The 18,551-nt window shown below is 55.9% G+C and carries 17 protein-coding genes; 6 read left to right on the top strand and 11 right to left on the bottom strand.

The window, feature by feature from the left end; genetic code table 11:
• Window positions 1-104 precede the first annotated feature (104 nt).
• On the top strand, window positions 105-1,931 hold the full coding sequence (gene glmS / locus RMR16_RS06615) for a glutamine--fructose-6-phosphate transaminase (isomerizing) (protein ID WP_320201586.1): 1,827 nt from the start codon (window positions 105-107) through the stop codon (window positions 1,929-1,931).
• A 166-nt stretch (window positions 1,932-2,097) separates the two neighbouring features.
• Window positions 2,098-2,766: a DUF502 domain-containing protein gene (locus tag RMR16_RS06610; protein WP_320201587.1), complete on the top strand. Its 669-nt coding sequence runs from the start codon at window positions 2,098-2,100 to the stop codon at window positions 2,764-2,766.
• A gap of 3 nt (window positions 2,767-2,769) precedes the next feature.
• Here the strand turns inward: RMR16_RS06610 and RMR16_RS06605 are convergent, their stop codons facing one another.
• The 4 genes from RMR16_RS06605 to recG are packed head-to-tail and all read right to left on the bottom strand — an operon-like array spanning window position 2,770 to window position 5,834.
• Complete coding sequence (locus tag RMR16_RS06605) at window positions 2,770-3,153, bottom strand: type II toxin-antitoxin system VapC family toxin (protein ID WP_320201588.1); 384 nt, start codon at window positions 3,151-3,153, stop codon at window positions 2,770-2,772.
• Complete coding sequence (locus tag RMR16_RS06600) at window positions 3,150-3,407, bottom strand: type II toxin-antitoxin system Phd/YefM family antitoxin (RefSeq protein WP_320201589.1); 258 nt, start codon at window positions 3,405-3,407, stop codon at window positions 3,150-3,152. Before RMR16_RS06600 ends, RMR16_RS06605 begins: the two co-directional genes overlap by 4 nt.
• Before the next feature lie 55 nt (window positions 3,408-3,462).
• Window positions 3,463-3,726 carry a hypothetical protein gene (locus RMR16_RS06595; protein ID WP_432354506.1) on the bottom strand — a complete coding sequence of 88 codons (264 nt, stop codon included), beginning with the start codon at window positions 3,724-3,726 and terminating at the stop codon, window positions 3,463-3,465.
• Between the two features lie 2 nt (window positions 3,727-3,728).
• Window positions 3,729-5,834, bottom strand: coding sequence for an ATP-dependent DNA helicase RecG (recG, locus tag RMR16_RS06590; protein ID WP_320201651.1), 2,106 nt, complete (start codon window positions 5,832-5,834; stop codon window positions 3,729-3,731).
• 240 nt (window positions 5,835-6,074) lie between these two features.
• Here recG and RMR16_RS06585 point away from each other — a divergent pair, with 240 nt between their 5' ends.
• From RMR16_RS06585 to RMR16_RS06575, 3 genes are all read left to right on the top strand, one after another.
• The gene (locus RMR16_RS06585) at window positions 6,075-6,392 is read left to right on the top strand and encodes a succinate dehydrogenase assembly factor 2 (protein ID WP_320201591.1); all 318 of its coding nucleotides are present in this window, start codon (window positions 6,075-6,077) and stop codon (window positions 6,390-6,392) included.
• Window positions 6,389-9,886 (top strand): transcription-repair coupling factor, encoded by a 3,498-nt coding sequence (mfd, locus tag RMR16_RS06580; RefSeq protein WP_320201592.1) that lies wholly within the window; start codon window positions 6,389-6,391, stop codon window positions 9,884-9,886. Before RMR16_RS06585 ends, mfd begins: the two co-directional genes overlap by 4 nt.
• Before the next feature lie 125 nt (window positions 9,887-10,011).
• Window positions 10,012-10,332, top strand: a complete 321-nt coding sequence (locus RMR16_RS06575; RefSeq protein WP_320201593.1) for a hypothetical protein — start codon at window positions 10,012-10,014, stop codon at window positions 10,330-10,332.
• Window positions 10,333-10,357: 25 nt separating this feature from the next.
• Here RMR16_RS06575 and RMR16_RS06570 read toward each other — a convergent pair whose 3' ends face one another.
• From RMR16_RS06570 to RMR16_RS06560, 3 genes are all read right to left on the bottom strand, one after another.
• Window positions 10,358-11,299 carry a DMT family transporter gene (locus tag RMR16_RS06570; protein ID WP_320201594.1) on the bottom strand — a complete coding sequence of 314 codons (942 nt, stop codon included), beginning with the start codon at window positions 11,297-11,299 and terminating at the stop codon, window positions 10,358-10,360.
• A 53-nt stretch (window positions 11,300-11,352) separates the two neighbouring features.
• The gene (locus RMR16_RS06565; RefSeq protein ID WP_320201595.1) at window positions 11,353-12,024 is read right to left on the bottom strand and encodes a DsbA family oxidoreductase; all 672 of its coding nucleotides are present in this window, start codon (window positions 12,022-12,024) and stop codon (window positions 11,353-11,355) included.
• Window positions 12,025-12,117: 93 nt separating this feature from the next.
• Window positions 12,118-13,944, bottom strand: a complete 1,827-nt coding sequence (locus RMR16_RS06560) for an extracellular solute-binding protein (RefSeq protein WP_320201596.1) — start codon at window positions 13,942-13,944, stop codon at window positions 12,118-12,120.
• A gap of 322 nt (window positions 13,945-14,266) precedes the next feature.
• On the opposite strand from RMR16_RS06560, the gene RMR16_RS06555 reads away from it, so the two are divergent.
• On the top strand, window positions 14,267-14,914 hold the full coding sequence (locus tag RMR16_RS06555) for an invasion associated locus B family protein (RefSeq protein ID WP_320201597.1): 648 nt from the start codon (window positions 14,267-14,269) through the stop codon (window positions 14,912-14,914).
• Between the two features lie 132 nt (window positions 14,915-15,046).
• Here the strand turns inward: RMR16_RS06555 and hspQ are convergent, their stop codons facing one another.
• The 4 genes from hspQ to RMR16_RS06535 form a co-directional block, all read right to left on the bottom strand.
• The gene (gene hspQ / locus RMR16_RS06550) at window positions 15,047-15,376 is read right to left on the bottom strand and encodes a heat shock protein HspQ (protein ID WP_320201598.1); all 330 of its coding nucleotides are present in this window, start codon (window positions 15,374-15,376) and stop codon (window positions 15,047-15,049) included.
• An 82-nt stretch (window positions 15,377-15,458) separates the two neighbouring features.
• Complete coding sequence (locus RMR16_RS06545) at window positions 15,459-16,373, bottom strand: DMT family transporter (protein WP_320201599.1); 915 nt, start codon at window positions 16,371-16,373, stop codon at window positions 15,459-15,461.
• Between the two features lie 339 nt (window positions 16,374-16,712).
• On the bottom strand, window positions 16,713-18,122 hold the full coding sequence (gene glnA, locus RMR16_RS06540) for a type I glutamate--ammonia ligase (RefSeq protein WP_320201600.1): 1,410 nt from the start codon (window positions 18,120-18,122) through the stop codon (window positions 16,713-16,715).
• A gap of 67 nt (window positions 18,123-18,189) precedes the next feature.
• Entirely contained in the window at window positions 18,190-18,528 is a 339-nt protein-coding gene (locus RMR16_RS06535) for a P-II family nitrogen regulator (protein WP_038542987.1), read from the bottom strand.
• Window positions 18,529-18,551: the final 23 nt, after the last annotated feature.

Genomic DNA, 18,551 nt, shown 5'->3' with positions numbered 1-18,551 from the left:
GGAAATCGCTAGGAATTCCGCTAGTTAAAAATAAAGCATCGGACCGAAAAGTGTGAAGCGGTTTTCGGATAATCCGATGCTCAGTAAAAATCTCGGAGAATTGCATGTGCGGCATCGTTGGAATTGTTGGAACGCAACCGGTTGCAGAGCGCCTCGTGGATGCGCTGAAGCGTCTGGAATATCGGGGTTATGACTCCGCTGGCGTTGCAACGATCCATAACGGCGCACTTGCCCGCCGCCGCGCTGAAGGCAAGTTGTTCAATCTGGAAAAAAAGCTGTCCGAAGAGCCGCTTCCCGGCCTGACCGGCATTGCCCACACCCGCTGGGCAACCCACGGTGTGCCGAACGAAACCAACGCGCATCCGCATTTCGTGGAAGGCGTTGCCGTCGTCCACAATGGCATCATCGAAAACTTCTCCGAATTGCGCGATGAATTGACGGCGGACGGTGCGGTCTTCACCACGCAGACGGACACGGAAGTCGTGGCGCAATTGCTGGCGAAATTCACCCGTGACGGGCTGGATCACCGCGCCGCCATGCTGGCCATGTTGAACCGCGTCACCGGCGCTTATGCGCTGGGCGTGATTTTTCAGGATGATCCAGACACGCTGCTCTCCGCCCGTTCCGGCCCGCCATTGGCGATTGGTTACGGCAAAGGCGAAATGTTCCTCGGTTCGGATGCCATCGCACTTTCGCCTTTCACCAACGAGATCACCTATCTTGTGGATGGGGACTGCGCGATCCTGACGGCCAAGGATGCGGAGATCATCGATTTTTCCGGCAATCCGGTAAAGCGTGCACGCCAGATTTCGCAGGCAACAGCCTATGTGGTGGACAAGGGCAACCACCGCCACTTCATGGAAAAGGAAATCTACGAGCAGCCGGAAGTCATTTCCCACGCGCTCAGCCACTATGTGGATTTCTCTGAAAAGCGCGTGAAGGATGCCAATACGGCTATTGATTTCGCAAAGCTGACCGGCCTTGCAATTTCGGCTTGCGGCACGGCCTATCTCTCCGGCCTCATCGGCAAATACTGGTTCGAGCGTTATGCGCGTCTGCCGGTGGAAATCGATGTGGCGTCGGAATTCCGCTATCGCGAAATGCCGCTTTTGCCCACGCAGGCGGCGCTGTTCATTTCGCAATCCGGTGAGACGGCAGATACGCTTGCATCGCTGCGGTACTGCAAGGAAAACGGCCTGAAAATCGGGGCGGTCGTCAATGTGCGCGAATCCACCATGGCGCGTGAATCGGATGCCGTGTTCCCGATTTTGGCTGGCCCTGAAATCGGCGTCGCCTCCACCAAGGCATTCACCTGTCAGCTCGCCGTTCTGGCGTCGCTCGCCATTGCCGCTGGCAAGGCGCGTGGCACTTTGAACGCCGATCAGGAAAAGGAACTGGTCCATCACCTGATCGAAATGCCGCGTGTGATGAGCGCAGTTTTGAACGCCATCCAGCCGCAGATCGAAACACTGTCTCGTGATCTTTCCCGCTTCAAGGACGTGCTTTACCTCGGTCGTGGCACCAGTTTCCCGCTGGCGCTGGAAGGCGCGCTCAAGCTCAAGGAAATCTCCTATATTCACGCCGAAGGTTATGCCGCCGGTGAGTTGAAGCACGGGCCGATTGCGCTGATCGATGAAAACATGCCTGTTATCGTCATCGCGCCACATGATCGCTTCTTTGAAAAAACCGTGTCCAATATGCAGGAAGTCGCCGCACGCGGTGGCAGAATCATCTTCATCACCGATGAAAAGGGTGCTGCGGCCTCGAAGCTTGAGACCATGGCGACCATCGTTCTTCCAAACGTCGACGAAATCATCGCGCCGATGGTCTTCTCGCTACCAATCCAGTTGTTGGCCTACCACACCGCCGTCTTCATGGGCACGGACGTCGACCAGCCGCGCAACCTCGCAAAATCCGTGACGGTTGAGTGATTGTCAAACGGCCCGCAGTGTATATTGAAGGCGCGATCTGCATGGTTGCGCTTTCATAATGACAAACATTTCATGATCCTGCCCTTGCAGCAGGGAACCCCGTCCTGCATTGTCCGTTATCATCCATCATTCTTTGGTGATGCCGAATAACTGCTTTGCGGATTGTATGACAGATCACCCACTCAAAGTTTCTTTTGCCACGCGGTTGCGCAATAATTTTCTAACCGGCATCCTTATTCTGGCGCCTGTTACGATCACCATGTGGCTTGTCTGGAGCTTCCTGCAATGGGCAGATAGCTGGGTTAAGCCTTATATTCCAGCGCGTTACGACCCGGAACAATATTTCGATGTTGCCATTCCCGGTTTTGGGCTGCTGATCGCTGTGATCGGTATTACCGTTATCGGTTTTCTGGGCAACAACCTCATCGGCAAATGGATTGTCGGTGTCGGCGAGTCTGTGCTCAACCGTATGCCGTTTGTGCGGCCTATCTATAAAAGCATCAAGCAGCTTTTCGAATCTGTTTTGAAAGAACACTCCAGTTCATTCAAAAAGGTGGGGCTGATCGAATTCCCATCTCCCGGCACATGGGCCATGGTTTTTGTTTCCTCAGAAACCAAGGGCGAAATCGCGTATCGGTTCAATGAGATGGGGCAGGACATGGTCGCAGTGTTCCTTCCACCAACACCGGTTCCGACCGCAGGATTTTTGCTGTTCGTGCCGAAAGACAAGATCGTCATGCTGGATATGACGCCGGAGGATGCCGCAAAGCTCCTCATTTCCGGCGGCCTTGTTGCCCCGGATTTCACGCTGCCAAAGGCAATTGCGCCGGTTTGAGAATTAAAGAGCGCTGATTATATCAGTGCGTGAAAAGTCGTTGCCCACATAAAGCAACGGGCAATTTTCTGACTTGGCGAGAGCATAGGCGAAGCAATCACCAAAATTCAAACTTGCGGGGTGAACGCCTTTCCCCCACTCGTTATAGGCATCTGCAATGAGCCGTGCATAGGCGGGTGTAACGTCAACGATTTCAACACCAAGCCTCTTGATGAGCGTATCAAGTTCCTCTGCAATGTTACGCCGTGACGCAACAATCAACGCCTCAGCGAATGTTCCAGCGGAAATAACCAATCGATCTGCTTCTTCCAGCGCGCTTGCACAGGCATCGGCCTTTGGCTCTTCGAGAAGAATGGCCATCAAGGCGGAAGTGTCTATGACTATCATTCAGGAAGGCCGTCGTCGCCGTAAAGAAAATCCTGACTCCGTGCGGCGCTTGGGCCATCAATACGCTTTGTAGCCGCAGAGGCCCGAACCTGCTCAATCACACGTCTTCGGGTTTGAACATCAATGATTGCATTGACTGGTACAAGACGAACGGCGGCATGCCCGTGTTTAGTAAGGATCACCTCATCACCAGCCTCAGCCCGCCGCACCAATTCTGTCAGTTGTCCCTTTGCTTCGCTCACCGATATCCGCATTCAAGGTCTCGCTCTTGTCATGATCGAGTTAAAATAGACCATGTGGTGGTCCATTTCAATCGTCGTCATTCTCGAACGCGTCCGTGGTCGCTGAAGTGGAATGAAACACCGGCACAAAGAGACGCATGTAAACGAACCTCACGCTCCAACCCGCTGATTGTGCCTCTGCCCAAGCCTTTTTGCGGCCCGGTTTCTGGAAGTGTTTTGCAATGGCCTTCTTTTCGCTTTTGGCGAAGGTATCCGGTTGAAGAGCATTGTCCGGGGAGCACAGCGCGTAGCCTTTGCGGAAGGCTGCGGGTGGTAGGGTCATTTCACTCATCATCAACCTGCATGCAGAAAACGGATCGCTTCATCACGGCGATGGAGATAGAGCAGAGTGCGCAGATTTTGCCCGCGTTCGCTCAACAATTCCGCGTCGCGCTCGATGATATAGGCTGCGTCCTTGCGGGCGATTTCCAGAAGATCTGCATGAGCCTCAAGGCTGGCGATGCGGAAACCAGGTGTGCCGGATTGGCGGGTGCCGAGAAGCTCACCTTCGCCGCGCAATTTTAAATCCTCTTCGGCAATCAGAAAGCCGTCTTCGCTATCGCGCAGAATGGAAAGACGTGCCTTGCCGTTTTCACTCAGCGGGCCCTTGTACAGCAGGATGCAGGTGGAGGCTTCATCGCCACGCCCGACGCGGCCACGCAACTGGTGAAGCTGGGCAAGACCGAAGCGTTCTGCGTGTTCGATGACCATGATCGTTGCATCCGGCACATCAACGCCCACTTCCACCACGGTCGTCGCCACCAGCAGCCGGGTTTCGCCGCTTTTGAAGGCCAGCATCGCCGCGTCCTTCTCCGGTCCGCTCATGCGACCATGGATAAGTCCGATGTCTGCGGCCAGTGACTTTTCAAGCGTGCCGTAACGCTCTTCCGCAGACATCAGATCGGATTCCTCCGATTCCTCCACCAGCGGGCAAATCCAGTAGGCTTTCTTGCCTTCGGCAATGGCCTTTCGCAGCCGGTCGACAATGTCGCCGATCCGGTCCGTGGGAATGGTCACGGTCTGGATTGGTTTGCGGCCAGCCGGTTTTTCAGTGAGCTTGGAGACGTCCATATCGCCGAACGCGGCCAGAACCAGTGTACGGGGAATGGGCGTTGCCGTCATCACCAGCATATGCGGTGTAATACCCTTGGCGGTGAGGCGCAGGCGTTGATGCACGCCGAAGCGATGCTGTTCATCCACCACCGCCAGCACAAGGTTTTTGTAGCTGACGCTATCCTGAAACAGCGCATGGGTGCCGATGACGATCTGTGCTTCGCCGGATGCGATACGCTCTTCTATCTCGCGGCGTTCCTTGCCCTTGGTGCGGCCGGTCAGAACCTCGCAGGTGATATTTGCGGTGGCGGCAAATTTGGAGATCGTCGCAAAATGCTGGCGGGCCAGAATTTCCGTCGGGGCCATCAGTACGGCTTGTCCACCCGCCTCTACGGCTGTTGCCATCGCCATCAGTGCCACAAGCGTTTTGCCCGCACCGACATCGCCTTGCAGAAGGCGCAACATGCGGTCTTCGCTGGCCATGTCGGTCAAGATATCCTTGACGGCAGCGCTTTGGCTGTTGGTCAGAGAAAACGGCAGGTTCGCGAGAATTTTTGCCGCGAAATCACCTTTGGCGCGGATGGGCTGGCCGGTGACTTTGCGCAGTCTCTGGCGCACCAGTGCTAGCGAAAGCTGCCCTGCCAGAAACTCGTCATACGCCAGCCTGCGGCGCGCCGGGGCCTGCGGATCGATATCAGCGGCATCCCGCGGATCGTGCAGATCCCTAAACGCGGTGGCGACATCGGGAAAGCTTTCACGCGCTGCAAGCGGTCCGTCAATCCACTCGGGAAAAGCGGGCAGTTTGCCGAGCGCACCATCAATGGTGCGTTTCAAGACCTTGGGCGAAAGCCCGGCCGTCAACGGATAGACGGGTTCGACCAGGGGCAGGTTTCCGGCCTCGGAAACCTTCACCATGAAGTCCGGGTGGACCATGGAAGCGCGACCGTTAAACCAGTCCACCTTGCCGCTAACCATCACTTCTTCGTCTATCGGCAGGATTTTCGACAGCCAATCGCCCTTGGCGCGAAAGAAGGTCAGCGCCAGTTCGCCGGTCTCATCATGCAGGAAAACGCGATAGGGGGCGGCGCGATTGCCCGGTGGTGGTGGCTGGTGCCGATCGACACGTCCCTGAATGGTGACAATGGCGCCTTGCTCCGCTCTCGCAATGCCGGGGCGATTTCGCCGGTCTATGATGTTGTAGGGTGCGTGGAACAGCAGGTCGATGACGCGCGCGTCCTCGCCATTCTCCCGACCCAAAACCCTTGCCAGAAAATCGGCAAGCTTAGGCCCAACGCCGGTCAGCGTCGAAACGGTGGCAAAAAGCGGATCAAGAAGGGCCGGGCGCATGGGCAGCAAAATCGGGGAAGGCGGTGTGCAATGCAAGAGCGGCAAAGCGATAAACACGATTTATCACCGGCAGTTTTTGCATCGTGAGCGTATGTCTTTGTCGCAAAACCGCTACACAGTTTTGCGAGACATGCTTTGCGGCATTATTTCCATAAAAACCGGTTCCCAAACGTTCCTGTCCTGTTCTATAGGAGAGCGAAGGCAACATAGAGTTGACTAGTCAACAAACAGGTGAATGCGATGACAGGACTGGTACGCACGAGTGCCGACCTCGACCCGAGGCGCAGACGGATTCTCTATCGGTGCTGGCATCGTGGCATTCGCGAGATGGATCTGGTGCTGGGCCAGTTTTCGGAAGAGAATATCGCCGACCTTTCTGATGAGCAGCTTGATGAGCTGGAAACCATTATGGCTGAGGAAGACCAGGACCTCATTCAAATGGTGACAGGCGCATCGCCCATCCCTGAAAAATTCCAGACACCTTTGTTTGAAAAGATCATCTCCTACCGCCCGGATTTTGATCTCGTCACTGCCCAGAACGGACATACCGCAAAATGATAGCCGGATTCGATGTGAGGCTGGTGGCATCGGCCGATACGCCGCTGACCATCGGAAATGTGCCTTCTGGCACGGAAGCGTTTCTTCTGGCGGATATGGCGCGGCAGGGCACGTCCGTGGCCTATGTTCTGTCCGATGGGCAGCGCGTGGCCGATCTGGAGCAAATTCTGGGCTTTGTCGCACCGGATATTCCGGTTCTGACCTTGCCTGCCTGGGACTGCCTTCCTTACGACCGCGTGTCTCCCAGCGCCCACACATCGGCTCGTCGTCTTGCCGCTCTGTCTGGCCTCATTCATCACCAAAAGAAACCGCATCCGGCCATCGTTCTCGTTACCGTCAACGCCATGCTGCAAAAAATGGCACCGCGTGACGTTATTGAAAGCCTCGCTTTCTCAGCCAAGCCCGGCAACCAGATCCGTATGGATGATATTGCCGCCCGGTTGGAGCGCAATGGTTTCGACCGTGTGGCGACGGTGCGTGAAGTGGGTGAGTTCGCCGTTCGTGGCGGTATTCTTGACGTGTTCGTACCAGGTACGGAAGAGCCGGTGCGACTGGATTTCTTCGGCGATACGCTGGAAAGCATTCGCACCTTTGATCCTGCAAGCCAGCGCACCATCGGCCAGGCTCGCTCTCTGGACCTGAACCCCATGAGCGAGGTGACGCTGACACCGGATACGATCAGCCGGTTCCGCAAAAATTACCTGTCGATGTTCGGTGCAGCCACACGCGACGATGCGCTCTACCAGGCCGTGTCGGAAGGCCGTCGATATGCCGGTATGGAACACTGGATGCCGCTATTTTACGAGCAGTTGGAAACGGCGTTCGATTATCTCAAAGGCTTCCGCATTTTCACGGACCATACCGCACGGGAAGCTGCTGTTGAGCGCTCCAAGCTGGTGCACGATTATTATGATGCACGGCGCAGTTCCGGTGAGAAAAAGGGGTCGACCCAAGGCGCGCCTTACAAGCCGGTTGCGCCGAGCCAGCTTTATCTGGGTAACAAAAGCTTCGAAACGGCGCTGGATGCCGTCAACGCGGTGCGCCTGACGCCGTTTAACGAGCAGGACTCCAAGGATAAGCCTGTTGCAACGCTGGATGCCCATGTTGGCCCGCGTTGGGCGAAGCCTCCTACGGAAAGCGAAAGCGAAGACCGCGTCAACGTGTTCGATCTCGCGGTTAAACATATTGCCGAGCGCCGCTCCAAGGGCTGGAAGGTTTTGATCACCGGCTGGTCGGAAGGTTCGCTAGACCGTTTGCTGCAAGTCTTGAACGAGCATGGGCTTGAGAACATCAAATCCATTCAATCCTTCAAGGAAATCGAAAAGCTCGGCAAGGGTGAGGCCGCGGCGACGGTTCTGAGCCTTGAATCGGGTTTCGAAACCGGCAATCTCGCCGTTATTGGTGAGCAGGATATTCTCGGCGACCGCATGGTGCGCCGCTCCAAACGCCGCAAGCGTGGTGCAGATTTCATCTCGGAAGTGGCCGGGCTGGATGAGGGCTCGCTCGTCGTCCATGCCGAACATGGTATTGGCCGTTTTGTTGGTCTCCGCACGATTGAGGCGGCGGGTGCACCGCGTGATTGTCTTGAGCTGCATTATGCGGATGAGGCCAAGCTCTTCCTGCCGGTCGAAAACATCGATCTTCTGTCACGCTATGGCTCGGATGCGGCGGAAGCCAATCTCGACAAACTGGGTGGCGGCGCATGGCAGATGCGCAAGGCCAAGCTCAAGAAGCGCCTGCTGGACATGGCGGGCGATCTTATTCGCATCGCCGCCGCGCGCATGGTGCGCCACGCGCCAGCGCTGATTGCGCCGGATGGTCTTTATGACGAATTCGCTGCCCGTTTCCCCTATGATGAAACGGAAGACCAGCTCACTGCCATCGAGTCCATTCGTGAAGATCTGGGTGCTGGACGCCCGATGGATCGCCTGATTTGCGGTGACGTTGGTTTTGGTAAAACTGAGGTAGCATTGCGCGCCGCGTTCCTCGCTGCCATGAACGGTGTTCAGGTGGCGGTCGTTGTGCCAACCACGCTGCTGGCGCGTCAGCATTTCCGCACCTTCTCGGAGCGTTTCCGTGGGTTGCCTATTCGCGTGCAACAGGCATCGCGTCTGGTCGGGGCGAAAGAACTTGCGCTGACGAAGAAGGAAGTGGCCGAAGGCAAGACAGATATCGTCGTTGGCACCCATGCACTGCTGGGCGCTGGCATCAACTTCGCCAATCTCGGCCTTCTCATCATCGATGAGGAGCAGCACTTTGGCGTAAAGCACAAAGAGCGACTGAAAGAACTTAAAAGCGACGTGCATGTGCTGACGCTGTCGGCCACGCCCATTCCGCGGACGTTGCAGCTTGCCATGACAGGTGTGCGTGAGCTTTCGCTGATCACCACGCCGCCGGTGGACCGTATGGCCGTGCGTACCTTCATTTCGCCGTTCGACCCGCTGGTCATTCGTGAAACCTTGATGCGTGAACATTATCGCGGTGGCCAGAGCTTCTATGTCTGCCCGCGTCTGGCTGATCTGGCCGATATCCAGGCCTTCCTGCAATCGGATGTTCCGGAATTGAAGGTCGCTGTGGCCCACGGGCAGATGGCCGCGGGTGAACTCGAAGACATCATGAACGCCTTCTATGACGGCAAATATGATGTGCTGCTGTCCACCACCATCGTTGAATCAGGCCTTGATGTGCCGACAGCCAACACACTGATCGTGCATCGTGCCGATATGTTCGGCCTTGCGCAGCTATACCAGCTGCGTGGCCGTGTCGGACGCTCCAAGGTGCGCGCCTTTGCGCTGTTCACGCTGCCCGTCAACAAGGTACTGACGACGATGGCGGAGCGCCGTTTGAAGGTGCTGCAATCGCTTGATACGCTCGGTGCAGGCTTCCAGCTTGCTAGCCACGATCTGGATATTCGCGGTGCCGGCAATCTGCTCGGCGAAGAGCAGTCCGGGCATATCAAGGAAGTCGGTTTCGAGCTTTACCAGCAGATGCTGGAAGAGGCTGTTGCGGAAGTGAAGGGCGAAGACGAAGTTCTGGACAGCGGCTGGTCGCCACAGATTTCTGTCGGTACGTCCGTCATGATCCCCGAATCCTACGTGCCTGATTTGCATCTGCGCATGGGCCTCTACCGTCGCCTTGGCGAGTTGACCGATCTCGGCGAAATCGATGGCTTTGGCGCAGAAATGATCGACCGTTTCGGTGCGCTTCCGAAGGAAGTGCAGCATCTGCTCAAGATCGTTTACGTGAAGTCCCTGTGCCGCACCGCCAACGTCGAAAAGCTCGATGCGGGGCCGAAGGGCGTCGTCGTGCAGTTCCGCAACAAGCAGTTCCCCAACCCGGGGGCACTGGTTGGCTACATTGCCAAACAGGGTTCGATGGCGAAGATCAGGCCGGATCACAGCGTGTTCCTGACCCGCGATCTGCCCACGCCTGAGAAGCGTTTGGCAGGAGCAGCCATGGTGATGACGCAACTGGCGGAGCTTGCAAAAGCCTGATCGACAGGTTGCCTACCTTACAGAGAATTAATGAAACGGACATGTGGCGGTAGTCGTTAAAGGCATAGTCTCAGCGTGTCGGCATGGAGTTGTTTCTGCGCCGTCACCTATTAAGGAGCAGGACTATGTGGACGATGAATAGATTTGTCACCGCTGGTCTGGTTGCTTTGACAATTGCGGGCACCACAATTGCCACTTCCAGTCAGGCTGAAGCACGCAACAATTTTGGACGCGGCCTTGCCGCAGGTATCGGAGGAGCGATTGTCGGCGGCGCACTCATCGCCGGTGCATCAAACCACTATTATGGCTCGCCATATTATGGTGATCCTGCCTACGGTCCCGCCTACGGACCACCAGTGGTTTACCACTCTGCCTATCCAAGCTGCCATATCGTGTGGCGTCAGAACAGCTGGGGCGATATGTATCGCGCCCGCGTCTGCTACTAAAAATTCGTCAAAGACGGGCTGATCCTCAGTCCGTCTTTGCTCCATTGTCCAGTGTCATGGCGACGGCAACGTTCTGATCTGCGGTCGCAACCGATGTTGGAAGCGGGACATTTTTCTGTTTTTCGCGAATGAGCGTCAGCAGGCCAGACCCCATGATGAGAGCGATGCCCACCAGCATCCAGCGATCTACGGTGTCTCCGAAAATCAGATATCCGAACAGAATGGCCCATAACATCTGGCTGTATTGCGTTGGCCCGATCACGGCTGCGGGCGCATATTTTGCCGCGTACATCACGAGGACGTTGCCGAGCGCGCCGAGAAGTCCGTACCCGGCGAGAAACAACCATTGTTCACCGGTTGGCGGCGCGAAGGATTTCGTCATGGCCAAGCCGCAGATCACCAGTGTTCCCAGCAGGCCAGCACCGTAAAGCGACATGGTCTTTTCCGATGGACCCATGGCGCGGAAAATGACGATGGAAATCGCGCCGCCCAGACCGGCGACGATTGCACCGAAATGTCCGGTGGACAGCTCACGGAAACCTGGTCTCAAAATAATGAGAACGCCGATAAAACCGATGATAACGGCCGACCATCGCTTGAACCCCACTTGCTCCTTCAGGAACAGCACGGACATGATGGTGACGAATGCGGGCAGCAGAAAGATCAGCGCGAAGGCTTCCGCCATCGACAGATAGGTGAAGGCCGTAACCGAGCCGATGGCACCCATGCCCGACGAGACAAAGCGCAACAGCCATAGCGGCCTGTTGGTCGTGCGGAAAACATCGCGCCAGGTATCATTGCGTTTGCGAATGAAGGGCAGGGCGAACAGCCCGAAGAGGGCGCCAAAAAAGGCGGACTGGAAGGGCGACAATTGCCCTTCGATGAGCTTTACACTGGCATCGCTCCACGCATAAGCCGCGAATGCGGCGAAGGCGAGCAGGATGCCCTTCAACGTGTTGTCGGACACAGAAAACACCAGAAAAATTGGGACCGGGAACCGACGGCGTGGGAGGCTGACGGCTAGTTCAACGCCCTATGCTCTTCTGCTTTCATTTTGGCAATATCCCGCAGTGCATTAATGAGCACGTCTTGTGTTTGCGCGCCGCTGACGGCGTATTTCTGATCCAGGATAAAGAAAGGAACGCCGGACACGCCCATTTGCTGCGCCGCATCAATTTCTGCAACTATCGTATCCTTATCGGCATCGGAGCTGAGAAGCTTCGTAACGACGTCGCGATTCATGCCGGCTTGTTCGGCAATGTCTGCAAGCACGGCGTGATCGCCAATGTTGCGACCTTCTTCGAAGTTGGCCTTGAACAGCGCCGTGATCACCGTGTCCTGCATGTCGCGGCCTTCGGCGTGCGCCCAGAGCGAAAGGCGGTGTGCGTCCAGCGTATTCGGACCGACCTTGATGGCGTCGAAGTTGTAGTTGATGCCCACGTCCCTGCCGAGCTCCGTCAGCGTAGCGTGAGCCTGATCAACACGCTCTTTGCCGCCCAGCTTCTTTTCCAGTTCGGCTTTCTGGTCCACACCTTCCGGCGGATAATCCGGGTTGAGACGATAGGGACGCCAGTTCACGTCCACGCTGATTTCGTCCTGAATTTCCGCCAATGCAAGATCGAGCCGCGCCTTGCCGAGATAGCACCATGGGCAGACCATGTCGGAGACGACGTCGATAACAATGCGTTGCATGGTGGCTTTCCTCTTTCTCAACGGAATATCGGCTTCATCTAAGAGCCTTGCCCGGCTTGTGCAAGCAGTTACCGAAAGGGAACCGCATCTGGCTTATTGAGCACGCTCGTCCCACCATGTCTGTTTCTGGTTTCCGAAAAGCGGTGTGGGGTCCGGGCGGCCAATATATTTCCAGCGCGCGACCCACTGTGCGCCGATATAATAAAGCGGGATGAAATAATGCCCAGCCGTCAGCAGCCGGTCATAGGCGCGCACCGCTGTCTGGAAGTCTTCTGTCGAGCGCGCTTGCAAAAGCGCATCGATCATCCGGTCAATGTCAGGATCTGCGACCCCAGCATAATTGAAGCTGCCTGGCGCATCACGCGAGGCGGAACCCCAACGGTTGAGTTGCTCCGCACCCGGTGAAAGGGACGAGGGAAACGACCTGATCACCATGTCATAGTCGAAATTGTTGGAACGTGACTGATATTGGCCGTCATCCACGGAGCGAATGGCCATATCCACGCCAATCAGTTTCAGAGAGCGTTGATAGGCAAGCGCAATGCGTTCCTGCGCCGGATTTTGCGTCATGATTTCGAAGGCGAGCGGCCTGTTATTCTTATCCGACATTTTGCCGTTTTTGATCGAATAGCCCGCTTGTTTCAACGTATCGACAGAGCGTTTCAGCACGGTGCGGTCCGCGCCAGTCCCGTCCGTCACTGGCATCGCATAGGTGCCTGCCAGCAGTTCCGGCGGCAGTTTGCGGGCTGCATCGCCCAGGAGAGCAAGCTCTTGCGCATCTGCGGCATTGCCGAATGCGCCAAGCGTGGAGTTCTGCCAGTAGCTTTGGGTCCGTTTGAACGCGCCGCCCAAAATGTTGCGGTTCATCCATTCGAAATCGAGCGCATAGGACAGACCTTCGCGCACATTCTCATCCGCAAAAATGGGTCTGCGTGTGTTGAACACGAGGCCGAACATGCCAGACGGCAAGCGCGGTTCGAAGATATCTCTCGCGATGTCGCCGCGTTGAACGGCGGGGAAGTTGTAGGCTTGCCCCCAATGGGATGTGTCCGACGTGCCGTTGATGGCATCGCCCTCCGGGTAAATGTCGATATCACCCTTTTTGAAGGCCTCGAACATGGTCGTCACCTGAAGAAAATAGGTAATGCTGATCTCATCGTAATTTTCAAAACCGACCTTTGCCGGAACGTCTTTGCCCCAATAATTCGCGTCCCGTTGCCAGACGATCCGCTCTCCCGGCTGCAAGGTTTTGATTCGGTACGGACCGGAGCCGACCACAGAACCGAGGTTTCCCTGCTCGAATGTTTTTGGATCGATAGCGTGTTGCGGCAGGATCGGCGTTGAGGACGCGAGGATGAGGGGTGTTTCGCGATTCGCTTTGTCGTTGAAGGTGAAGCGAACGCCGCGTTCGCCCACCTTTTCCATTTTCGCCACGCCGTTCAGGCGGCTGTTGAAAGGCGGGCGGCCTTTGTCCTTCAAAAGATTGAAGGTGAAGATCACATCTTCCGGCGTAACCGGCTGGCCATCCTGCCACTTTGCCTTCGGGTTCAGGTTGAACTGAATGAAGCTGCGCTCTTCGTCCCATTCAGCGGTCTCGGCCAGCAGACCATAAAGCGAAAAAGGTTCGTCGCTGGAGCGCTGCATCAGCGGCTCATACAGAAGATTGCCGAATTCGGGATCCCACACGCCCCGCGCCGTGGTACGCATTCCCTTTAGAATAAAGGGGTTAAGGCTGTCGAAGGTGCCGACGACACCATAGGACATGCGCCCGCCTTTTTTCACATCCGGCTTCACATAGGGGAAATTCTTGAAGTCGGCGGGCAGGGCAGGTTTGCCGTGCATGGAAATTCCATGAAGAGGTTCCGCCAGCGCCATGCCTGAAAAAAGGAGGGCTGGGATGAACGCCAAAAGGCTTCGCATGTCGTTGTCCTGTCGCATTCGGGCTGTTGAGCATTACGATTGTACCGGGCGCTCAAGCTGCCCTTCTTGTATTGATTCCCGCGGGAATGTATCACACGACACTATGGCGGGCATCCGGCGAGAGGAAATCTTGCGGGCCAGCAAGAAAAAGTTAAAGAAAAGCTGGATATCGCGCCGTACGGGATGTAACAGGATTGCCGAAACAGTCGGGTCACGCATTTGCCTCATTTAAACGACAGTTGAACGGGCATACGGATACCGGTGATGTTGAGCAGTTCGTACCGTTCTGCTTGGCGGAAAAAATTTAGGAGACGGAACTCTTATGATGCAAAACGCAAACACATTCACCCGGACAGCTTTGTCTGCTCTCGTCCTTTCTCTGGGTGCCGTGTCTGCCCCGGCTGTGTCGCAGGCGCAGCAGGCTGCCGCTCCTGCCGGTGCACCGCCTCTTGGCTGGTTCAAGACGTGCAGCAAGCAAGAAGACAATGATGTTTGCGTCGTGCAGAACGTTGTTCTCGCGCAGAACGGCCAGATGATCACGGCGATCGGCCTCATCAGCGTTGAAGGCAAGGTCAACCGCAAGCTGCTTCAGGTTTCGGTTCCAACTGCCCGTCTTCTGCCTCCTGGCGTGATGATGCAGATCGATGGCGGCAAGGGCCAGAAACTGGATTACGCAGTCTGCCTGCCCGACAAGTGCACCGCTGAAGTGCCGCTGACGGATGCGATGATTGCCAGCATGAAGAAGGGCACAGAGATTGTGTTCACTTCGATCAACTTCCGCCGTGCGCCAAACCCGATCAAGATCGCTCTGAGCGGTTTCACGGGCGCTTATGACGGTCAGCCGATCACGCAGTCGCAGCTTGCTGAAAGCCAGCGTTCGTTGCAGGAAGGCATGCAGAAGAAGGCAGAAGAAGCGCGCAAGAAGCTCGAAGCTGCTCAGGACGCTGCAAAAGCCAAGCCTGCAAACTGATCGCAGATTATAGAATTAAAAAAACCGGCCTGAAATTTCAGGCCGGTTTTTTGTTGCGAGATGATGTCTCGACGTCTTTGGTTTCCCCATATCGTTTTCGCAAAACCTCTTCACACTTTTGCGCGACATATTTTAATGGGTCATGGCCGACTTGGCGCGGAACTCTCCGTCTGGTGTCGTATCGAATATGCGGGAAATATTCGGGTTACGCAGCGGTTGATCGCTCTCATCATGAATGAGATTTTGCTCAGACACGTAAGCGACATACTCCGTTTCATCGTTCTCAGCCAGGAGATGGTAAAACGGCTGGTCGCGCTCCGGGCGTATTTCCATCGGAATGGCGTTCCACCATTCCTCCGTGTTGGCATATTCCGGGTCCACGTCGAATACCACGCCGCGGAACGGAAACACTTTGTGGCGAACGACCTCGCCAATCGTAAATTTTGCGTCTCTTTGTTTCATGGCATGCACATCCTTTCCCCATACAATTTGGGGTATGAATGAAAAATATCAAGATATTTAGTATGCGTACCGCACCAGATCATCATTTTTTGCCGAAGGGTGCTGTCGCCAGCACAACGCCGCCTGTGACAAGCACAATGCCGATCGCATGATAATGCTCAAAACTTTCGCCTAAAAACACGGCTGCCAAAACGATCGATACCGGCGGCATCATGTAAAGCGTGATGCCTGCCGTAGCTGGACCGAATACCCTGACCGTGTGGGTAAAGCACGAAAATGCGGCGATGGATGCGAACAGGATGATGCCACCGACCTTTGCCCAGGCGATGGCCGAGGATGGCAGCATTCCGCCATTGGCAAGCTCGATGGCTGCTGGCGGCAGAAGGACCAGCGCTCCCGACAGCGCAATCACGCCGAACAGGCTGAGAGACGCCATTTTTCTGGCGGCGGGATCGCGCAACAGCAGCGAATAGGCAGCGAATGAAATCGATGCGGCCAGAATGGCAAGGTCGCCAAGATTGAAGTTCAGGTGCACGAGTTGGCTGACATCGCCCTTGAGGACGATGGCCGCGACGCCAACGAATGCGATGACCATTCCCACAAGTTCAAGCCGACCGATGGAACGGCCGTGGAGTATGCGCTGAAACAGAATGATGAACAGTGATGATGTCGTATAGATCAACGTACCATTGGCGGCGGAGGTCATCGTCAGCCCCCAATAAACAACGCCGCCGCAGATGCCCATGCCAAGCACTCCGAGGACAAGCCACAGCGCGGTCTTGGCACGAATGAAGGCAAGGCAGGCCCGCCAGTCGCTCACGATAAACGGTGCGATAAACAGAGCGGAAAAGAACCAGCGCAAGAAGGCGGTAACGAAGGGCGACACGTCACCAATGACGCCGCGACCGAAAATGACATTGCTGGAAAAGAAGAAGGGCACTGCGAGGAATAGCAGCCAGTCACGCAGGCGAGGGGTCGGGTCCGTGGCTGATGTCATGTGATGTTCCGGTATGCGAATTATTATTCAACGGATATGCCGCAAATGGGGTGTCGAGGCAAATGGCAGCGGGTATGGCACACCCCCCTCTGCCCTGCCGGGCATCTCCCCCACAAGGAGGGAGATCAGCAAGACTAGCCGACTTCACTTCAATCTCGACATGAGAGATGGCCGGAAGGTGTCCACGATTCGATCTCCCCACCTGTGGGGGAGATGCCCTGCAGGGCAGAGGGGGGCATCACACGCGCTGACATGTACCGCATGGGTGATCCCGCCAACATAAAGGATAGCCAATCATCAAAGAAAAAAGGCGCCCCGAAGAGCGCCTTTCTTTGGCAGTTAAGCAGAGTAGTACATGTCGAATTCGACAGGGTGCGGGGTCATTTCGAAACGCATGACTTCCTGCATCTTCAGTTCGATGAACGCATCGATCTGGTCGTCGTCGAACACGCCGCCGGCGGTGAGGAACTTGCGATCTTTGTCGAGGCTTTCCAGCGCTTCGCGCAGGGAGCCGCAGACGGTTGGGATCTTTTTCAGTTCCTTGGCAGGCAGGTCGTATAGATCCTTGTCCATCGGCTTGCCGGGGTGGATCTTGTTCTTGATGCCGTCGAGACCAGCCATCAGCATGGCTGCGAAGCCGAGATATGGGTTCTGGGCTGGGTCCGGGAAGCGAACTTCAACACGCTTTGCCTTCGGGTTGGACCCGAAAGGAATGCGGCAGGAGGCCGAGCGGTTGCGGGCGGAATAGGCCAGCAGAACCGGCGCTTCATAACCTGGCACCAGACGCTTGTAAGAGTTGGTGGTTGGGTTGGTGAAGGCGTTGATGGCCTTTGCGTGCTTGATGATACCGCCGATGTAATACAGGCAGCTCTCGGAAAGACCCGCATATTCATCACCAGCAAACGTTGGCTTGCCACCCTTCCAGATGGACTGGTGAACGTGCATGCCGGAACCATTGTCGCCGAAGATCGGCTTTGGCATGAAGGTTGCCGTCTTGCCGTAAGCGTTTGCGACCTGATGCACAACATACTTGTAGATCTGCATCTTGTCGGCGTTGCGCACCAGCGTGTCGAACTTCACACCCAGTTCGTGCTGAGCGGCAGCCACTTCGTGGTGATGCTTTTCAACGACAACGCCCATTTCGCCGAGAACGGTCAGCATTTCAGAGCGCATGTCCTGAAGGCTGTCGACTGGAGGAACGGGGAAATAACCACCCTTGACGCGTGGACGGTGGCCGAGATTGCCTGTTTCGTAATCCGTGTCGTCGTTGGACGGCAGTTCGGACGAATCCAGCTTGAAACCCGTGTTATAAGGGTCGGCCTTGTACTTCACGTCGTCGAAAACGAAGAATTCCGGCTCTGGGCCAACGAAAATCGTGTCGCCGATACCAGATGCCTTGAGGTAGGCTTCAGCCTTCTTGGCAGTGCCGCGTGGGTCACGGTTGTAGGCTTCACCGGAAACCGGATCGAGAATGTCGCAGAGGATAACCATGGTGGACTGTGCGAAGAACGGGTCCATGTGAACGGTTGCCGTGTCTGGCATCAGAACCATGTCGGACTCGTTGATGGCCTTCCAGCCGCCAATGGAGGAGCCGTCGAACATGACGCCATCGGCGAACATGTCTTCGTCCACACAGGCAATGTCCATGGTGACATGGTGCAGCTTGCCCTTGGGGTCTGTAAAGCGCAGGTCCACGAACTTGACGTCGTTATCCTTGATCTGCTTCAGAATATCGTTTGCGGTCGTCATTGAAACTTTTCCTTGAGTGTATTGATGACGAGGTGAAGCCTTGAGCTTTCGCTCAAGCCCAGTCTTTTTATATGGCGTCTACGCCTGTCTCACCCGTACGGATACGAATGACCTCTTCGATATTGGAGACGAAAATCTTGCCGTCGCCAATGCGGCCGGTCTGGGCAGCGTTGCGAATAGCCTCGATAACGGCGTCCGCATTCTCGTCTGCAAGCACGACCTCAACCTTTACCTTCGGCAAAAAGTCGACGACATACTCGGCTCCGCGATAGAGTTCCGTATGGCCTTTTTGACGACCAAAGCCCTTTGCTTCCGTAACCGTTATTCCCTGAAGTCCGACTTCCTGAAGGGCTTCCTTCACTTCATCGAGCTTGAAAGGCTTAATGATCGCTTCGATCTTTTTCATGAGAAAATATCTCTCCGCTTATT

The organism is Agrobacterium sp. rho-13.3 (assembly GCF_033957765.2).
Lineage (GTDB): Bacteria > Pseudomonadota > Alphaproteobacteria > Rhizobiales > Rhizobiaceae > Agrobacterium.
The sequence above is the reverse complement of the archived record's forward strand: the minus strand, read 5'-3'. Positions and strand labels throughout refer to the sequence as shown.